This window comes from Variovorax sp. ISS6 (assembly GCF_056523145.1).
Map to the genome: position 1 here is coordinate 2,576,384 of NZ_JAWRZC010000001.1, position 17,004 is coordinate 2,593,387.

Sequence of the window (17,004 nt, forward strand, 5' to 3'; positions counted from 1 at the left end):
TCGATCCCTCCCTTTGCCATTGCGCAGAAAGCCATCCATGACCGTTTCATCCGATACGCAACCGTCCCCCGCCGCCGGCATCGCCCGCGGCGCCGATGCCGTTCCCGGCCTGCGCGCCAGCCCCGTGCGCGTGGCCGTGGTGCAGTTCGACCCGCAGGTCGGCGTGGAGAACCTTGCGCGCAACAGCGCGGCCATCTACCAGCGGCTCGATGCCGCGGTCGCCAACGGCGCGCAGCTCGTGGTGCTGCCCGAGCTCGCGACCACCGGCTACTGCTTCAGCGGCCGCGCCGAGGCCTATGCCCATGCCGAGCCCGTGCCCGGGGGTGCCACGGTGCAGGGGTGGGTGTCGTATGCGGCGAAGCACGGCATCCACATCGTCGGCTGCCTGGTCGAGCAGGACGGGCTGCAGCTGTTCGACACCGCGGTGCTGGTCGGGCCCGAGGGCTACATCGGCCGCTACCGCAAGACCCACCTGTGGAACAACGAGAAGCTGTGGTTCACGCCCGGCGACGAGGGCTATCCGGTGTTCGAGACCCGGATCGGCCGCATCGGCCTGCTGGTGTGCTGGGACATCTGGTTTCCCGAGGTGCCGCGCATCCTCGCGCAGCTGGGCGCCGACATCGTCTGCGCGCCCACCAACTGGGTCTGGACGCCGCCGCCGCTGTACGACGCCAGCGGCACCTGCATGGCGGCCTACCTCACGATGACGGCGGCCCATGCCAACGGCATCTTCATCGCGACGGCCGACCGCATCGGCACCGAGCGCGGCGCGGGCTTCATGGGCAACTCGCTGATCGCGGGCACCAACGGCTGGCCGATCGGCCGCATCGCGGGGCCCGACGAGGACACCATCCTCCATGCCGACGTCGACATCGGCGCGGCGCGCTCGGCACCGATCTGGACGCCGCTCAACGACCTGCACCGCGACCGCCGCACCGACCTCTACGACCCGCTGCTCGGCTACGTCGGTGCGCGGGCGCTGCCGCGATGAGCGAGACCTTCGGCTTCTTCGCGCGGCAGACGATCGCCGCGCTCGCGAACGACCTGCGCGCGGGCCGCCGCACCTCGGCGCAGTTGGTCGAGGCCTCGCTGGCCGCGATCGAGTCTCGGAACCCGCGGCTCAATGCCTTCGTGCGCGTGGATGCGCAGGGCGCGCGCGCCGCCGCGCTGCGTGCCGACGACGAGCTGCGGCAAGGCATCGACCGCGGCCCGCTGCACGGCATGCCGGTGGCGATCAAGGACCTGATCGACATCGCGGGCCAGCCCACCACGCAGGGCTCGGCGCTGTACCTCGAGCACGTGGCGCATGACGACGCGGCCTGCGTGCGGCGGTTGCGCGCGGCCGGCGCGGTGCCGGTGGGCAAGACCACGCTGCACGAGTTCGCCTATGGCGCCACCGGCGACCGCTCGGTGCATGGCGCGGCGCGCAATCCGCATGCGAGCGCGCGCATGTCGGGCGGCAGCAGCGGCGGCAGCGCGGTCGCGGTGGCCGCGGGCATGGTGCCGCTGGCGCTGGGCACCGACACCGCGGGGTCGGTGCGCGTGCCCGCGGCGCTGTGCGGCGTGGCGGGCTTCAAGCCGGCCCATGGCGCGATCTCGTGCGAGGGCGTGCGGCCGCTGGCCGCGTCGCTCGACCACGTGGGGCTGTTCGCGCGCGACGCCGGGGACGTGGCGCTGGCCTATGGCTGCCTCGCGCCGCTCGATGCGGCCGTGGCGCCCGCGACGCGCATCGGCTGGATCGTTCCTTCGCTGCTCGCGCGCACCGATCCACGCATCGCGCGCGCCGTGCACGAACGCCTCGGTGCCGCCGGCCTGCCGGTCGACGAGGTGGACCTGCCCGCGCGGCTGCCGCAGGCGCACGAACTGTTCGAGCTCTTCTCCACGCTGCAGGCCAGCGAGGCCTTCGCCGTGCATGCGGACGATGTGGCGCGCGGCGCCGAGGCCATCGATGCCGAGGTGCTGCAGCGCCTGCGCCGCGGCGAGGCGATCCCGGCCTGGCGCTATGTGCGCGCGCTCGCGCAGCGCGAGGCCGTGGCGCGCGCCGTGGCCGAGCTGCTGCGGCGGCACGAGGTGCTGGCGCTGCCGACCGTGCCGATGCTGGCGCCCGCCATCGGCGAGCGAACGCCCCGCATCGATGGCGCGGCCGTCGAGGTGCGCGCCGCGCTGCTGTCGCTCACGAGCCCGTGGAACCTGGTCGGGCTGCCCGCGATCAGCGTGCCCGTGGGGCGCATCGACGGCCTGCCGATCGCGCTGCAACTGGTGGCCGCGGCCGGCAGGGAAGCCGCGCTGTTCCGCCTCGCTTCCACCCTCGAAGGAGTCGCCTGACATGCCCTATCTGCAACTCGACGTGAACGGCCGCCATGCGGCCACCGACAAGCGGCGGCTCGCGCAGCGCCTGTGCGAAACCTATGCCGCGATGATGAGCGTGGACATCCGGCGCATCAGCGTGGCGGTGCGCGAGGCGGGCGAGGGCGGCGTGTGGCGCATGGTCGATGGCCAGCCGGTCGAGGTCTCGGTGCTGATGTGCGACATCCGGCGCGGCCGTTCGGCCGAGCTGCGGCTCGCGGTCGCGAAGGCGCTGTGCCGCGACTGCGCGGAGATCCTCGGGCTGCGCGAGGACCGGCTCAACGTCGAGTTCACCCAGCATGCGGGCGACGAGATGTACCACCCGACGCTGGGCGGCTACAGCCCCGAGTGGGCGCAGGGCGAGGGCGGCTGAGGACGCTCAGCGCGGTGGCCTGGCCAGCCGCGCGAAGCGCGCGATCATCAGCGGCCCGAGCAGCGCGCCCAGTCCGACCGTGGTCCATGCCGCCACCCAGGCGTGGGTGCTGCCCACGCCGAAGCGCGCCTGCCCCCAGTCGAGCGCGAGGCCGAACACCCAGGGGCTGACCGCGCCCGCGCCGAAGCCCATCACCGAACGCACCGAATAGGCCACGCCCAGGCGATGCGGCGCCACCACGTCGGCCAGCGCGGTCGAGTAGACCGAGGAGTCGGCGATCGCGAACAGGTTGTAGAGCGCGGCCGCCGCCGCCAGCAGCCACAGCGGCCAGCTCCACATCCAGCCGAAGGCGAAGGACATGCACAGGCTCGCGAGGGTGGCGACCATCATCACGCGCGCGCGGCCCCAGCGGTCGGAGGCGGCACCGCCCGCGATGCTGCCGAACACGCTGACCAGGTGCGCCAGCGCCGCGAGCGCGATGCCCGCGCCCTTCCAGGCCGCGGGCACATCGCCCGACGCGGCCACGAGGTAGGCGGGCAGCCAGGCCCACAGCGCCATCAGCTCCCAGCAATGGAAGGCATAGGCCCAGTTGCCGGCCATCGCGGGCTTGTCGCGCACCGTCTCGGCCAGCGCGCGCAGCGTGCTTTCGCGCGCGGCCTGTGGCGGTGCCGTAGGCAGTTGCATGCGGCGCAGCGCGGGCACGGTGAGCAGCGCGCCCACCGCGGTGCACAGCGCCGCCGCGATCAGGCCATGGCGCCAGTGCGCGAGGCTCGCGAGCGCGGCCACCACCGCGAGCGAGAGCGCATAGCCGAGCGACGAGGCGCCGAGGAACAGCCCCATCGCGCGGCCGCGCACGGCGGGTTCGGCATTGCGCGCGAGCAGCTGCAGCCCCGGCGTGTACGAGGCACCGGCGCACAGCCCCGCGAGCCCGTACAGCAACAGCGCCGAGCGATGGCCGCTCGCGAACAGCGCGAAGCCCAGCGCCGCGATCGCGCTGACCGCGCTGCCGAGCAGGAACACGCGGTGCGCGCCGAAGCGGTCCGCGAGCAGGCCTACGGCGAACAGCGAACTCATGTAGCCCACGTGCCAGGCGCTCTGGATCGAGCCGGCCTGCGCGGCACTCATCCGCCAGTCGACCATGGTGAAGGGCAGCACGCCGGCATAGGCCGTGACGATCATGGCCTGCAGCAGCCGGCTCGCGCAGAGCATCGCGAGCCAGCCCGGCGCGGGCAGGGATGGCTGTGCCGCCATCAGGCCAGCGCGCGCTGCATCAGCACGGTGTCGACCCAGCGGCCGAACTTGAAGCCCACGTCGCGCAGCACGCCGACCTGTTCGAAGCCCAGGCTCTCGTGCAGCCGCGTCGAGCCCGCGTTGCCGCTGTGGCCGACCACAGCGACCATCTGGCGCAGGCCCCGCGCGGCGCAGCGTTCGATCAGCGCCGCCAGCAGCGCCTTGCCGATGCCGCGGCCATGCTCGCCCTGCGCGACGTAGATCGAGTCCTCGACCGTGTGGCGGTAGGCGGAGCGCGCGCGGTAGGCGCCGGCATAGGCATAGCCGACCACGCGGCCTTCGCGCAGCGCGACCAGGTAAGGCAGGCCCAGGCGCAGCACCTCGAGGCGGCGCGACAGCATCTGGGCCACGGTCGGCACCTGTTCCTCGAAGGAACAGAGGTCGTGCAGCACGTAGTGGCTGTAGATGGCCTGGATCTGGTCCAGGTGCTGGGGCTCGGCGTCGGCGATCTCGAACGCGGCGGAAGCGGAAGAAGGGTCGGAAGAAGGCATGGCGCGATCTTGACGCGCGGCGATCGATAAATGAAGCTTCGATCACCTATGCAAGCCATGAGAAAAACTTTGGAAAAACCGCTGCAGCGCTCGCTCAACCTCGACCAGCTGCGCGCCTTCGGCCTGGTGGTCGAGACCGGCAGCTTCTCGGCCGCGGCCGAGCGCCTGGGCCTGACCCAGCCCGCGGTGAGCCTGCAGGTGCGCCAGCTCGAGCGCCGCCTCGCGGTGCGGCTGGTGGAGCGCGTGGGCCGGCGCGCGCGGGCCACGGCGGCCGGCAGCGAGCTGCTGCGGCATGCGCAGCACATCGATGCGGCGGTCGAGAACGCGATCGAGGCCTTGGGCGACCATGCGAGCGCGGTCGCGGGCCGCGTGCGGCTGGGCACCGGCGCCACGGCCTGCCTGCACCTGCTGCCGCCGCTGCTGCGCGCGCTGCGCGAGCAGTACCCCGCGCTCAGCGTGGTGGTGAGCACCGGCAACACCGACGACTGCGTGCGCAAGGTGGAGGAGAACAGCATCGACCTCGCGCTCGTCACCTTGCCGGCCACGGGGCGTTCGCTCGAGGTGACGCCGGTGCTCGACGACGAGTTCGTGGCCATCGGCCGCGCCGACCTCGCGCCGCTGAAGGCGCGCGTGGGACCGGCCGACCTGGCGCCGCTGCCGCTGGTGCTGTTCGAGCCCGCGGCCAACACGCGCCGGCTGGTCGAGCGCTGGTTCGCGGCCGAAGGGCTGCAGCCGCAGCCGGTGATGGAACTCGGCAGCGTCGAGGCGATGAAGGAGATGGTGGCCGCGGGGTTGGGCTACGCCATCGTGCCCGGCATGGCGATGCGCGGGCGCGGCGCCCATCCCGAACTCAAGATCAGCCGGCTGGTGCCGCCGCTGTCGCGCAGCTTGGCGATCGTGCTGCGGCGCGACAAGCCGGTGGGCAAAGGCCTTCGCGTGGTGCTCGATGCGATCGCGCGGGCCGGGGCCGAAAGCAGACGGCCGGGCACGCCACGCGGGCGTCCCGGCCGTTGAGGGAGAAGCTGCCGCTCAGGCCGCCACGGCGGCGCCGCGCGCACGGCCCAGCGTGACCACGATCAGCGCCGCGACCAGCACCAGCCCGCCGCTCATCACCATGGTGCTCGAGATGCCCCAGCCGTCGACCACGCGGCCGCCGAGCAGCGCGCCCGAGGCGATCGCCACCTGGAAGCCGCTGACCAGCAGCGCTTGGCCGGCCTCGGGCGCATCGGGCACGGCCTCGAGCATCCAACCCGTGAGCGCCACCGGGATCAGGCCGAAGGCCACGCCCCAGATCACGACCACCACCGCGCCGGCCACCAGGCCGGTGCCCAGCAGCGTCGACAGGATCAGCGCCGTGGCCAGCAGCAGCGCGGCCAGCAGGGTGGTGCCGCGCACGCTGCGCGCCACCATGCTGCCGCCCAGGAAGGTGCCGAAGAAGCCCACGGCGCCGTAGACCAGCAGCAGCGTGGTCACGCCGTTGGGGTCGAGGCCGAAGACCTGCTGCAGCAGCGGCTTGAGGTAGGTGTAGGCGGCGAAGTGGCCGGCGATGAAGAACAGCACCGCGAGCAGCCCGACCTGCGCCATGCGCCGCGTCAGCGGGATCAGCAGGTCGCGCGCGCCGATGGCGCGTGCCGAGGGCAGCGGCGGCAGCAGCCACAGCTGCACCAGCAGCACGGCCCCGGCCAGCGCGCCGGTGGCGGCGAAGGAGGCGCGCCAGCCGAAGGTGGTGCCGAGGAAGGCACCGGCCGGCACGCCGAGCACGGTGGCGGCCGACACGCCGGCCAGCACCAGCGACATCGCGCGCGCCTGCTGGGCCGGCGGCACCAGTTGCGTGGCGGCCGGCGGCGCGAAGGTCCAGAAGCCGCCCACGCACAGGCCGAGGATCAGCCGCGCGATCAGCATGGTGGCGAAGTTGGGCGCGAAGGCCGCGAGCAGGTTCGAGGCGATCAGCGCCACGGTGAGGCCGATCAGCAGGGTGCGGCGGTCGAGCCGGCCCGAGGCCACGATCAGGCCCGGCCCCGCGAAGGCCGCGAGGATGCCGGGCATGGTGATCATCAGGCCCGCCGTGCCGTTGGAGACGTTGAGGGTGCTGGCGATGTCGGTGAGCAGGCCGATCGGCATGAACTCGGTCGAGACCATGGCGAAGGAGCCGACCGAGAGCGAGCCGACCGCGAGCCAGGTCGAGCGCGAGGTCTTCGCGGAATCGGGCGGCAGCGCGTCGATGCAGGGGGCGCCGCTGGGTGCGTTCATCATGAGGAGGAAGTCCGGTGGGCATCGGCCGGCGCGGCGGTCGATGCTTGTTGCAAAGGGCTTCGCAGTGTGGTCGCACGGGCGCCCGCGACAAAGGGGCCGCGCGGCAGTTGTCAGTTTCCCGGGGGCGAACAATCGAGGGGTTTGCGTGTCCTCGACCGCACGCAGGCGGCGCATTGCCGTCCATCGACGGCAATGCGCGCTCAGGGCTTCGGCGGCGCGCCTTCGGCGAACGAGGGCAGGTCCTCGCCGCAGGCCATCCACGGCACGTCGTGCGAGCGCCAGATGTGCTGGCTGGGCCGCACGCCGGGATCGTCGTCGAGCGAGCCCACGCGCAGGATCACCTGCGGCTGGGCCTCCCACTCGGCCACGAGGTGGCTGCCGCAGCGGCGGCAGAAATGGCGCAGCTTGCCGGGCGTCGACTCGAAGGCCGCGAGCGCGTCGTCCTGGCCGCGCAGCCAGCGGAAGTCGGCGCGGTCCACGCGCGCCGTGCTCGCGAAGGCGGCCGCATGCGCCTTGCGGCAGGTCCGGCAGTGGCAGTGGCCGATCGGGCCCGCGAGCTTCGCGGCCTCGTAGGCCACGGCGCCGCAGAGACAGGAGCCTTGCATGCCGTGCCTCCTCAGCCGGTGTTGCGCAGGCCCGCGGCCACGCCGTTGATCGAGATGTGGATGCCGCGCTGCAGCCGCTCGCCGCCGTCGCCCGCGCGGTAGCGCCGCATCAGCTCGACCTGCAGGTGGTGCAGCGGGTCGATGTAGGGGAAGCGGTGGCGCACCGAGCGCTGCATCTCGGCATTGCCCTCGAGCCGCTGCTTGGCGCCGGTGATCAGCGTGAGCGCGTCCGAGGTGCGGTGCCATTCGGCATCGATCATCGAGAACACCTTCTGGCGCAGCTTGCGGTCGCTCACCAGCTCGGCATAGCGCGAGGCCAGCGCGAGGTCGCTCTTGGCGAGCACCATGTCCATGTTCGACAGCAGCGTGCGGAAGAAGGGCCACTGCGCGTACATGCGCTGCAGCAGCGCCTGGCGCTCCTTGCGGCCCGCGGCATTGCCGGCGGCCGCGAGGAACTGCTCCACGCCCGAGCCGAAGCCGAACCAGCCCGGGATGGTGAGGCGGCACTGGCCCCAGCTGAAGCTCCAGGGCACGGCGCGCAGGTCGTCGATCTTGTGGCTGGGGTTGCGCGAGGCGGGGCGCGAGCCGATGTTGAGCTCGGCGATCTCGCGGATCGGCGTGGCGCTGAAGAAGTACTCGCCGAAGCCCGGGGTCTCGTAGACCAGCTTGCGGTAGGCCGCCATGCTCGCGCTCGAGAGCTCGCCGGCCGCCGACAGGAAGGTGGCGGGCGCCGACTTGCCCTGCGGCAGCAGCGTGGCCTCGAGCGTGGCGGCCACCAGGGTCTCGAGGTTGCGCCGGCCGATCTCTCGGTTGGCGTACTTCGAGCCGATGACCTCGCCCTGTTCGGTCAGGCGGATCTGGCCGCGCACCGTGCCCGGGGGCTGCGCGAGGATCGCCTGGTAGCTCGGGCCGCCGCCGCGGCCCACCGTGCCGCCGCGGCCATGGAACATGCGCAGGCGGATGGGGTTGGCCTTCTTCCTGTTGAGCTCGTCGAACAGCGCCACCAGCGCGATGCCGGCGCGGTAGAGCTCCCAGTTGCTCGTGAAGATGCCGCCGTCCTTGTTGCTGTCGCTGTAGCCGAGCATCACGTCCTGCTCGGCGCCCGAGCGCTCGATCAGCGCCTGGATGTTCGGCAGCGCATAGAAGGCGCGCACGATCGGCGCGGCATTGCGCAGGTCCTCGATGGTCTCGAACAGCGGCACCACGATCAGGTCGCAGGTGGCGTCCTTGTCCATCGCGCCGCGCAGCAGGCCCACTTCCTTCTGCAGCAGCAGCGCCTCGAGCAGGTCGCTCACGGTCTCGGTGTGGCTGATGATGTAGTGGCGGATCGCCGCGTCGCCGTAGCGCGCGCGGGCCACGCGCGCGGCCGCGAAGATCGCGAGTTCGCTGCGGGCGAGCGGCGAGTAGTCGGCATCGGGCACGCGCAGCGGGCGCGCGTCGTCGAGCAGCTTGAGCAGCAGCGTCTGCTTGGCTTCCTCGGCCAGCGAGGCGTAGGCGGGCTCGATACGCGCGGTGGCCAGCAGCTCGGCGATCACCGCCTCGTGCTTGTCGGAGCTCTGGCGCAGGTCGACCGTGGCGAGGTGGAAGCCGAACACCTCGACCGCGCGGATCAGCGGCTTGAGGCGCGGCGCGGCCAGCAGGCTGCCGTGCTTCTCGCCGAGCGAGTCCTCGATGGTGCGCAGGTCGGCGAGGAACTCCTCGGCCGTGGCATAGGGGTTCTGCGGCGCCACCGCGTGGCGCGCGGCCTCGCCGCCCGTGAGCTCGCGCAGCGTGGCCGCGAGCCGCGAATAGACGCCGGTCAGCGCGCGGCGGTAGGGCTCGTCCTTGCGGTGCTCGCTGGTGTCGGGCGAACGCTCGGCCAGCGCCTGCATCTCGACCGACACGTCGATCAGGGTGGCCGACAGCGAGAGCTCGCCGCCCAGGTAGTGCACCTCGGTGAGGTAGTGGCGCAGCGCCAGCTCGGCCTGGCGGCGCAGCGCGTACTCGAGCGTCTCGGCCGTGACGTTGGGGTTGCCGTCGCGGTCGCCGCCGATCCACTGGCCCATGCGCAGGAAGGTCGCGACCGAGGGCGTCTGGCCGCCCTGCGCCAGCGCCTTCTCGAGGTCGGCATAGACGCGCGGGATCTCGCGCAGGAAGGTGGCCTCGTAGTAGCTCAGCGCGTTCTCGATCTCGTCGGCCACGGTGAGCTTGGAGAAGCGCAGCAGGCGCGTCTGCCACAGCTGCGTGACGCGGATGCGGATCTGCGCCTCGTTGTCGGCGAATTCGAGCGGCGACAGCGCGTCGGTGCCGCCGGCATAGGCCTGCTGGCGCAGGCGGATCTCGTCGCGCGTGGTCAGCAGCAGCGCGATGGCGCGCTCGGCGTCGAGGATGCTCTTGCGCTGCACCTCGGTCGGGTGCGCGGTGAGCACCGGCGACAGGTAGCTGTGGGCCAGCGTGGCCACGATCTCGTCGGGCTTCACGCCGGCCTTGCGGATGCGCGCCAGCGCGGTCTGCAGGTCGCCGTCGGCGCTTTCGCCGGCGCGTTCGGCCTCGGTGCGGCGGCGGATCAGGTGGCGGTCTTCCGCCAGGTTGGCCAGGTGGCTGAAGTAGCTGAAGGCGCGGATCACGCGCACGGTCTCGGCCGCGGTCAGGCTCTTGAGCAGGTTCTTGAGCGCGCGGTCGGCGGTCTGGTCGGCATCGCGGCGGAAGGCCACCGACAGCGTGCGGATCTTCTCCACCAGTTCATAGCTCTCCTTGCCCTCCTGCTCCCGGATCACATCGCCGAGGATGCGGCCCAGCAGGCGGATGTCGTCGATCAGCGGCTGGTCTTCGGCTTGCCTGCGCTTCGGTGGGGCGACAGGGGTCTTGCTGGCTTTCATTCGATGTTGTTCCTGGAGACTTGGAGTGCTGTTGGAATGGAGCGTCGCCGCCGTTGCTGCGGCGCAACATGCTAGCATCCCGCCGGTTTCTGTTCATGTACTTTTCGGGGGCGGTTTTGAGCAATATCGTGATTGCCACGCGCGAAAGCCGGCTGGCCTTGTGGCAAGCCGAGCACGTGCAAGCGCTGTTGCAAGACAAGGGCCACACGGTCCGCCTGCTGGGCATGACCACGCGTGGCGACCAGATCCTCGATCGCACCCTGAGCAAGGTCGGCGGCAAGGGCCTGTTCGTGAAGGAGCTCGAGCTCGCGCTCGAGGAAGGGCGTGCCGACATCGCGGTCCATTCGCTCAAGGACGTGCCGATGGAACTGCCCGAGGGCTTCGTGCTGGCCTGCGTGCTCGAGCGCGAGGACCCGCGCGACGCGCTGGTGTCGCCGCGCTACGCCTCGCTCGACGAACTGCCGCAGGGCGCCGTGGTCGGCACCTCGAGCCTGCGCCGCGTGATGCTGCTGCGCGCGCGCCGGCCCGACCTGCGCATCGAACCGCTGCGCGGCAACCTCGACACCCGCCTGCGCAAGCTCGACGAAGGCCAGTACGACGCCATCGTGCTCGCCGCCGCGGGCCTTAAGCGCCTGGGCCTCGAGGACCGCATCCGCGTCGCCTTCGAACCCGAGACCATGCTGCCGGCCGCGGGCCAGGGCGCGCTGGGCATCGAGGTGCGTGCCGACCGCGCCGACCTGATCGAACTGCTGGCGCCGCTCGCGCACCGCGGCGACTGGCTCGCCACCGCCGCCGAGCGCGCCGTGAGCCGCGCGATGGGCGGCAGCTGCTCGATGCCGCTGGCCGCGCATGCGCGCTGGCAGCCCGACGGCAGCCTGCGCATCGACGCCGCCTGGGGCGACCCCGAGGGCGCCGAGCCGATGCTGCAGGTGAGCGCGCGCGCCGAGGCCGGCGATCACGCGCAGGCCGATGCGCTCGGTTTGCACGCGGCCTCGCTGCTGCGCGACGCGGGCGCCCACTGAGGCGCGTGGGGACCGTGGCGACGACCGTCCTCGTGACACGGCCGGCGCGCGAGGCACCCCCGTGGATCGATGCCCTGCGCGACGCGGGCTTCGACGCGCGTGCGCTTCCCTTGATCGAGATCGCGCCGGTCGCCGATGCCGCGCCGTTGCGCGCGGCCTGGAGCGACGCCCATGCGGCGCGGATGTTCGTGAGCGCCGCGGCGGTCGTCCGCTTCTTCGAGGCCAACGTCGGCGCCGCGCCGCCAGCCGGCTGCCGCTTCTGGGCCACCGGCCCCGGCACCGCGCGCGCGCTGCAACGCAACGGTGTTCCGCCCGAGGCCATCGACACGCCAGCGGCCGACGAAGGCCGCTTCGATTCCGAAGCCCTGTGGGCGATCGTGGGGCCGCGGGTCGTGCCCGGCATGCGCGTGCTGATCGTGCGCGGCGGCGACGCGCAGGGCCGGCCCGCGGGCCGCGACTGGCTCGCGCAGGCGCTCGACGCTGCGGGCGCCCAGCGCGACACGGTGGTCGCCTACCGCCGGCTCGCGCCCGTGTTCGACGACGCCCAGCGCCGGCTGGCCGGGGAGGGCGCGGCCGGCCGCGCGCTCTGGCTCTTCAGCAGTTCCGAGGCGATCGCCAACCTGCGCGCCGCGCTGCCGTCCACCGATTGGCGGGCCGCGCGCGCCATCGCCACCCACCCGCGCATCGCGCAAGCCGCGCGTGGCGCGGGTTTCGGCACGGTGCGCGAGAGCGCGCCGCTGCTGGAAGCGCTGGTCGCGTCGATAGAATCCCTCGCATGAGCGCCGTGCCTCCGTCCGACGAGTCTTCTTCCGCCTCCGCCGCACCCCAGGCACCCGTGCCGGCTCCGCTGACGACTTCCTCCCAATCTCCCGCTGCCCTCGCCGCGGCCGCCACCACCCTCACGCGCATCGGTCTCGGCCTGCTGGCCCTGGTCTCGCTGGGCGCGCTGCTGACGTCGATCGCGCTGTGGCAGAAGGTCGGCAACATGAAGGAGCAGCTCGCGCGCCAGAGCAGCGAGGCGCTGATGCAGTCGCTCGAGGCGCGCACGCTGGCACGCGAGGCCAAGGACACGGTGCGCGACACCGCCGCGCGCGTGGCGCTCACCGAGACCCGGGTCGCCGAGGTCGCGCTGCAGCGCTCGCAGCTCGAGGAACTGATGCAGAGCCTCTCGCGTTCGCGCGACGAGAACCTGGTGGTCGACATCGAATCCACGCTGCGGCTCGCGCTGCAGCAGGCGCAGGTCACGGGCAGCGTCGAGCCGCTGCTGGCCGCGCTGAAGGCCGGCGACCTGCGCATCGCGCGCGCCGCCCAGCCGCGGCTGGCGCCGCTGCAGCGCGCCATGCAGCGCGACGCCGACCGGCTGCGCAGCACCGCCAGCGCCGACGGCGGCGAGGCGCTGCAGAAGCTCGACGAACTGATGCGCGGCGTGGACGACCTGCCGCCGCTCAACGCGGTCGCGATGCGCGGCACCGGCCTCAATGCCTGGCAGTCCGACCCGGTGCCGGCCGACGCGCCCTGGTGGGAGCGCGCGCTGCTCACGGTGCGCAACGAGGCGCGCTCGCTGGTGCGCGTGGGCCGCATCGAGCGGCCCGAGGCGATCCTGCTGGCGCCCGACCAGACCTACTTCCTGCGCGAGAACCTCAAGCTCAAGCTGCTCAACGCGCGGCTGTCGCTGCTGTCGCGCCAGGTCGACGTCACGCGCAGCGAGCTCGCCACCGTGGCGGCCTCGCTCAACCGCTATTTCGATCCCGCGTCGCGCCGCACGCAGACGGCCGCCACGCAGTTGCAGCAGCTGCAGGCGCTGGTGAAGACCACCGAGCCGCCGCGCATCGACGACACGCTCGCCGCCCTGGCCACCGCCGCGGCCGGACGCTGAGGAGGCAGGGCTTTCCATGCGCGCCGCACTCTGGCTCCTCGCGCTGTTCGCCGTCGCCGCGGCGGTCGCGCTGTTCGCCGGCAACAACCAGGGCACGATCACCGTGTTCTGGCCGCCCTGGCGGGTCGACCTCTCGCTCAACCTCGTGCTGGTGATCCTGCTGACGCTGTTCGTGCTGCTGCACGCGGCGCTGCGCGCGCTGGCCGCGCTGTTCTCGCTGCCGACGCAGGCGCGCCAGTGGCGCATGCAGCAGAAGGAACGCATGCTGCATTCGGCGCTGCTCGATGCGATGGTGCAGCTGATCTCGGGCCGCTTCTCGCGCGCGCGCAAGGCCGCGCAGGCTGCGCTCACGCAGGAGAAGACCCTGGCCGCGCTCGGCGCCAGCCTGCCGCAGGCGCAGCAGGTGCGCGTGCTGTCGCACCTGCTGGCGGCCGAGAGCGCGCAGGCGCTGCAGGACCGCCCGGCGCGCGACGCCCACCTGCAGCAGGCGCTCAACGAGAGCGCCGACCGCAACCTGCTGGCCAGCCCCGAGACCCGCGAGGGCGTGCAGCTGCGCGCCGCGCGCTGGGCGCTCGAAGACCGCGATCCGGCCGCCGCGCTCGCACGGTTGGAGGAACTGCCGCAGGGCGCGCAGCGCCGCACGCTGGCGCTGCGGCTGCGGCTGAAGGCCGCGCGCCAGGACCGCCGCACGCTCGAGGCGCTCGAAACCGCGCGGCTGCTGGCCAAGCACCGTGCCTTCTCGGAGGCCGCCGCGCAGAGCATCGTGCGCGGGCTCGCGACCGAGCTGCTGACGGGCGCGCACGATCCGGCGCAGCTGCTGCGCGCCTGGTCCGAACTCGAGACGGCCGAACGCGAGATGCCCGAGGTCGCCATCCACGCCGCGCAGCGCATGGTGCTGCTCAAGGGCGACCTGCCGGTGGCGCGCGGCTGGCTGCTGCCGGTCTGGGAGCGCATGGTGTCGGTGCCGCGCGGTCTCGGCGACGCGCTGCGCGTCAAGCTCGCGCTGGCGCTCGAGGCGGGGCTCGATCCGGTCGATGCCGACTGGCTCGCGCGCATCGAGAGCGCCCAGCGCAACAACCCGCGCGATGCCAACCTGCAGTACCTCGCGGGCATGGCCTGCATGAAGCGCCAGCTCTGGGGCAAGGCGCAGCAGCTGCTGTCGCAGGCCGGCATGGGGCTGCAGGATCCCGAGCTCTACCGTCGCGCCTGGCTCGCGCTCGCGCAGCTGGCCGAGGACCGCGGCGATGCCGAGCAGGCCGCGCTGGCCTGGCGCAACGCGGCGCAGATCGAGAACCACCCGGTTTCGTTGCGATAGCTCAGGGACGCGAGGCACAGGCGACCGCCGGCCGCCTGCTTCCGCCGTGGAAGGCCAGCGCGCTCAGCGCCGCGAGCATCCACACGCCGAGCGCGCCGTAGAGCATCACCCCGCCGAAACCCCGCAGCAGTGCCGCGTGGGCGATGGTGCCCGAGGGGTCGAGCGCGGCAAGCGCCGGAAACTCCCGATGCAGCGTCGCGAGGTGCCCGGCCGCGATCCGCTCGGCGAGCGCGGGCAGCGACACGGCCAGTTCCGGCAGCGCGCGGCGCAGCGCGTCGGCGATGCCCGCGAGCAGCAGGAAGCCCATCAGCGCGATGTTGACCGCCAGCGTGATGAGCCGCGCGCTCATGTCGATGCCCGAGGCCATGCCGGCGCGGCTCGCGGACACCGAGCCGGTGGTGGTGTTGGTCACCGGCGTGTTGATCACGCCCAGGCCGAGGCCCGCCAGCAGGCAGCCCGGGAGCAGCGTGAGCCAGCTCGCGTCGGCGGCGCCGCTGCCCCAGCGCATCAGCAGGAAACCCGCGCCGATGGCGAACAGGCCCGCCGGGATCACGATGCCGGCGCGAAAGCGCGTGGCGAGCCGCTCGCCCAGCGGCGGCGCGAGCAGGGTCGGCAGCGTGTAGGCCAGCAGCGCCGTGCCCGCCTGCACCGCGTCGTAGCCCAGGCCGGCCTGGAAGTAGATCGGCAGGTAGATCATGAAGGGCCAGAAGCTGAAGTTCATGCCGACCGAGCCGAGGATCGCGCCCGAGAACGCGCGGATGCGGAACACCGAGAAGTCGAACATCGGATGGGCGCGGCTTCGCTCGATCGCCACGAAGGCCGCGAAGCTCGCGGCCGCGGCGCCGAGCAGGGCCAGAGCCGCCGCGCTCGCGAAGCCGAGTCCGGGCCCCTGCGTGATGTAGCCCGTGAGGCCGAGCACCGCGAGCGACAGCGTGACGATGCCCGCGAGGTCGAGCCGCTTCGCCTCGGGGTCGCGCGACTCGCCGATGCTCGCGGCCGCGAGCAGCCAGGCGATGGCGGCCAGCGGCGCATGGACCAGGAACACCCATTCCCAGCGCCACAGCGCGGCGATCGCACCGCCGACGATCGGCCCGAAGCCCAGGCCGACGCCGAACACCACGCCCCAGATCGCGAAGGCCCGGCTGCGCTCGCGGCCCTCCTGGAATTGATGCGAGAGGATGGCGATCTGGCAGATCAGCATGGTGCCGCCGCTCAGGCCCTGCAGGAAGCGCGCGCCGATCAGCAGCGGCGCGCTCGGCGCCAGCCCGCAGGCCAGCGAGGTGAGGCCGAACAGCAGCAGGCTGATCGCCAGCACGCGCTTGCGACCGTAGCGGTCGGCCAGCGTGCCGGCCGCCATCAGCACCGTGGTGCAGGCGATGGTGTAGGCATTCATGATCCATTGCATGGCCTCGAAGTCGGCGTGCAGCGTCTTCTCGAGCGTGGGCAGGATCACGGGAATGCTGGAGATCTCGAGGCCGAACATCGCGGCGACGAGGCAGAGGGCGACCAGCGCGAGGCGGTTGCGTGCGGTGGGTGAGAGGGTCATGGGGTGTCCGGTTGGCGCGGCGCGGCGAGGAGGCCGGCCGTGAGGAGCGCGATTCTGGGCAAAGGGTATTCATGAGGGAAATGATTTAATTTCGTGAGATTCATTAATCTCCATCACTACTCGAACGACCCGCCCGCCCCGCCATGGACTTCGATCCCACCCTGCTGCGCGCCTTCGTGGCCGTGAAGGAGACCGGCAGCTTCACGCGCGCCGCGCAGCGCCTGCACCTGACGCAGTCGGCCATCAGCCACCAGATCCGCCGGCTCGAGGAGCAGGTGGGCCGCGCGCTGCTGCACCGCACGACGCGCCGCCTCACGGTGACGGAGGACGGCGAGGATTTCCTGCGCTATGCCGAGCAGATCCTGACGACGCTCGATGCCATGACGCAGCGCTTCCAGCCCTCGCCGATCTCGGGTGTGGTGCGTTTCGGCGCACCCGACAACTTCCTGGGCGAGCGCCTGGCGCCGCTGCTGTCGCAGTTCGCGCGCGCCTTTCCGTCGGTGCGCATGGAGGTCTGCGTGAGCATGCACGTCGACCTGCGCGCGGCGATCAAGGCCGGCGAGCTCGACCTCGCGGTCGTGATGTCGCCGCCCGAGGTGGAGGAAGGCACGCGGCTGCGGCGCACGCAGCTGGTCTGGGCCGCGGCCGAGACCTTCGAGCCGCCCAGGGGTGGCTCGCTGCCGCTGGCCTTCTTTCCCAAGCCCTGCGTCTACCGGCAGGTGGCCGGCTCGGCGCTCGACCTCGCGCCGATCGACTGGCACGTGGTGTTCACCTCGGCCAGCCCGCAGGGCATTCGCGCGGCGGTGCTCGCGGGGCTCGCGGCAACGGTGATCACGCGCGAGGACGTGGAGCCGGGCATGAAGATCGTCGACGGCCGCTATGGGTTGCGGCCCTTGCCGAGCGTGGACTTCTCGCTGATCTGGAGCGAGAACGGCCGCACGCCCTGCGCCTGCCGCTTCGGGGAGCTGATCCTCGAGATGCCGGCCCCATGAAAAACGGCGCCCGAGGGCGCCGTCTTCATGGCAGTCG

At 72.4% G+C, this 17,004-nt stretch carries 15 protein-coding genes; 9 read left to right on the plus strand and 6 right to left on the minus strand.

The window, feature by feature from the left end; genetic code table 11:
• Positions 1-37: 37 nt before the first annotated feature.
• The 3 genes from AC1HIL_RS11725 to AC1HIL_RS11735 are packed head-to-tail and all read left to right on the plus strand — an operon-like array spanning position 38 to position 2,719.
• Entirely contained in the window at positions 38-991 is a 954-nt protein-coding gene (locus AC1HIL_RS11725) for a nitrilase family protein (protein WP_082321872.1), read from the plus strand.
• Entirely contained in the window at positions 988-2,325 is a 1,338-nt protein-coding gene (locus AC1HIL_RS11730; protein ID WP_479671857.1) for an amidase, read from the plus strand. The genes AC1HIL_RS11725 and AC1HIL_RS11730 overlap by 4 nt, the downstream gene beginning before the upstream one ends.
• 1 nt (position 2,326) lies before the next feature.
• Positions 2,327-2,719 carry a hypothetical protein gene (locus AC1HIL_RS11735; RefSeq protein ID WP_057592320.1) on the plus strand — a complete coding sequence of 131 codons (393 nt, stop codon included), beginning with the start codon at positions 2,327-2,329 and terminating at the stop codon, positions 2,717-2,719.
• Positions 2,720-2,725: 6 nt separating this feature from the next.
• On the opposite strand, the gene AC1HIL_RS11740 is transcribed toward AC1HIL_RS11735, so the two are convergent.
• Both AC1HIL_RS11740 and AC1HIL_RS11745 read right to left on the minus strand, forming a co-directional pair.
• Complete coding sequence (locus tag AC1HIL_RS11740; protein WP_296730663.1) at positions 2,726-3,970, minus strand: MFS transporter; 1,245 nt, start codon at positions 3,968-3,970, stop codon at positions 2,726-2,728.
• A complete protein-coding gene (locus AC1HIL_RS11745; protein WP_296730660.1) occupies positions 3,970-4,500 on the minus strand; it encodes a GNAT family N-acetyltransferase in 531 nt (176 codons plus the stop codon). Before AC1HIL_RS11745 ends, AC1HIL_RS11740 begins: the two co-directional genes overlap by 1 nt.
• Positions 4,501-4,548: 48 nt before the next feature.
• Here AC1HIL_RS11745 and AC1HIL_RS11750 point away from each other — a divergent pair, with 48 nt between their 5' ends.
• Positions 4,549-5,514 (plus strand): LysR family transcriptional regulator, encoded by a 966-nt coding sequence (locus AC1HIL_RS11750; RefSeq protein ID WP_479671858.1) that lies wholly within the window; start codon positions 4,549-4,551, stop codon positions 5,512-5,514.
• A 15-nt stretch (positions 5,515-5,529) separates the two neighbouring features.
• On the opposite strand, the gene AC1HIL_RS11755 is transcribed toward AC1HIL_RS11750, so the two are convergent.
• From AC1HIL_RS11755 to ppc, 3 genes are all read right to left on the minus strand, one after another.
• Positions 5,530-6,750 (minus strand): MFS transporter, encoded by a 1,221-nt coding sequence (locus tag AC1HIL_RS11755; RefSeq protein WP_057592334.1) that lies wholly within the window; start codon positions 6,748-6,750, stop codon positions 5,530-5,532.
• Between the two features lie 203 nt (positions 6,751-6,953).
• A complete protein-coding gene (locus AC1HIL_RS11760; RefSeq protein ID WP_479671859.1) occupies positions 6,954-7,358 on the minus strand; it encodes a GFA family protein in 405 nt (134 codons plus the stop codon).
• Between the two features lie 11 nt (positions 7,359-7,369).
• Positions 7,370-10,216: a phosphoenolpyruvate carboxylase gene (gene ppc / locus AC1HIL_RS11765; protein WP_479671860.1), complete on the minus strand. Its 2,847-nt coding sequence runs from the start codon at positions 10,214-10,216 to the stop codon at positions 7,370-7,372.
• Positions 10,217-10,311: 95 nt separating this feature from the next.
• Between ppc and hemC the strand changes: the two genes are divergently transcribed.
• Genes hemC through AC1HIL_RS11785 form a run of 4 tightly spaced genes read left to right on the plus strand, consistent with a single transcriptional unit; the run spans position 10,312 to position 14,429 of the window.
• The gene (hemC, locus tag AC1HIL_RS11770; RefSeq protein ID WP_479671861.1) at positions 10,312-11,238 is read left to right on the plus strand and encodes a hydroxymethylbilane synthase; all 927 of its coding nucleotides are present in this window, start codon (positions 10,312-10,314) and stop codon (positions 11,236-11,238) included.
• 14 nt (positions 11,239-11,252) lie between these two features.
• On the plus strand, positions 11,253-12,017 hold the full coding sequence (locus tag AC1HIL_RS11775; protein ID WP_479671862.1) for a uroporphyrinogen-III synthase: 765 nt from the start codon (positions 11,253-11,255) through the stop codon (positions 12,015-12,017).
• A complete protein-coding gene (locus tag AC1HIL_RS11780; protein WP_057592312.1) occupies positions 12,014-13,114 on the plus strand; it encodes a uroporphyrinogen-III C-methyltransferase in 1,101 nt (366 codons plus the stop codon). The genes AC1HIL_RS11775 and AC1HIL_RS11780 overlap by 4 nt, the downstream gene beginning before the upstream one ends.
• Positions 13,115-13,130: 16 nt before the next feature.
• The gene (locus tag AC1HIL_RS11785; protein WP_057592311.1) at positions 13,131-14,429 is read left to right on the plus strand and encodes a heme biosynthesis protein HemY; all 1,299 of its coding nucleotides are present in this window, start codon (positions 13,131-13,133) and stop codon (positions 14,427-14,429) included.
• A 1-nt stretch (position 14,430) separates the two neighbouring features.
• Here the strand turns inward: AC1HIL_RS11785 and AC1HIL_RS11790 are convergent, their stop codons facing one another.
• Positions 14,431-15,975, minus strand: a complete 1,545-nt coding sequence (locus tag AC1HIL_RS11790; RefSeq protein ID WP_479671863.1) for an MFS transporter — start codon at positions 15,973-15,975, stop codon at positions 14,431-14,433.
• A 143-nt stretch (positions 15,976-16,118) separates the two neighbouring features.
• On the opposite strand from AC1HIL_RS11790, the gene AC1HIL_RS11795 reads away from it, so the two are divergent.
• Positions 16,119-16,967 (plus strand): LysR family transcriptional regulator, encoded by an 849-nt coding sequence (locus tag AC1HIL_RS11795; RefSeq protein ID WP_057592309.1) that lies wholly within the window; start codon positions 16,119-16,121, stop codon positions 16,965-16,967.
• Positions 16,968-17,004: the final 37 nt, after the last annotated feature.

Excerpts from the sequence above, each read along its gene's own strand:
- AC1HIL_RS11745 (WP_296730660.1), bottom strand. The coding sequence starts at position 4,500 with ATGCCTTCTTCCGACCCTTCTTCCGCTTCCGCCGCGTTCGAGATCGCC.
- hemC (WP_479671861.1), top strand. The coding sequence starts at position 10,312 with ATGTACTTTTCGGGGGCGGTTTTGAGCAATATCGTGATTGCCACGCGC.
- AC1HIL_RS11740 (WP_296730663.1), bottom strand. The coding sequence starts at position 3,970 with ATGGCGGCACAGCCATCCCTGCCCGCGCCGGGCTGGCTCGCGATGCTC.
- AC1HIL_RS11780 (WP_057592312.1), top strand. The coding sequence starts at position 12,014 with ATGAGCGCCGTGCCTCCGTCCGACGAGTCTTCTTCCGCCTCCGCCGCA.
- AC1HIL_RS11725 (WP_082321872.1), top strand. The coding sequence starts at position 38 with ATGACCGTTTCATCCGATACGCAACCGTCCCCCGCCGCCGGCATCGCC.
- AC1HIL_RS11790 (WP_479671863.1), bottom strand. The coding sequence starts at position 15,975 with ATGACCCTCTCACCCACCGCACGCAACCGCCTCGCGCTGGTCGCCCTC.
- AC1HIL_RS11735 (WP_057592320.1), top strand. The coding sequence starts at position 2,327 with ATGCCCTATCTGCAACTCGACGTGAACGGCCGCCATGCGGCCACCGAC.
- AC1HIL_RS11785 (WP_057592311.1), top strand. The coding sequence starts at position 13,131 with ATGCGCGCCGCACTCTGGCTCCTCGCGCTGTTCGCCGTCGCCGCGGCG.
- AC1HIL_RS11730 (WP_479671857.1), top strand. The coding sequence starts at position 988 with ATGAGCGAGACCTTCGGCTTCTTCGCGCGGCAGACGATCGCCGCGCTC.
- AC1HIL_RS11795 (WP_057592309.1), top strand. The coding sequence starts at position 16,119 with ATGGACTTCGATCCCACCCTGCTGCGCGCCTTCGTGGCCGTGAAGGAG.
- AC1HIL_RS11760 (WP_479671859.1), bottom strand. The coding sequence starts at position 7,358 with ATGCAAGGCTCCTGTCTCTGCGGCGCCGTGGCCTACGAGGCCGCGAAG.
- AC1HIL_RS11755 (WP_057592334.1), bottom strand. The coding sequence starts at position 6,750 with ATGAACGCACCCAGCGGCGCCCCCTGCATCGACGCGCTGCCGCCCGAT.
- AC1HIL_RS11750 (WP_479671858.1), top strand. The coding sequence starts at position 4,549 with ATGCAAGCCATGAGAAAAACTTTGGAAAAACCGCTGCAGCGCTCGCTC.
- ppc (WP_479671860.1), bottom strand. The coding sequence starts at position 10,216 with ATGAAAGCCAGCAAGACCCCTGTCGCCCCACCGAAGCGCAGGCAAGCC.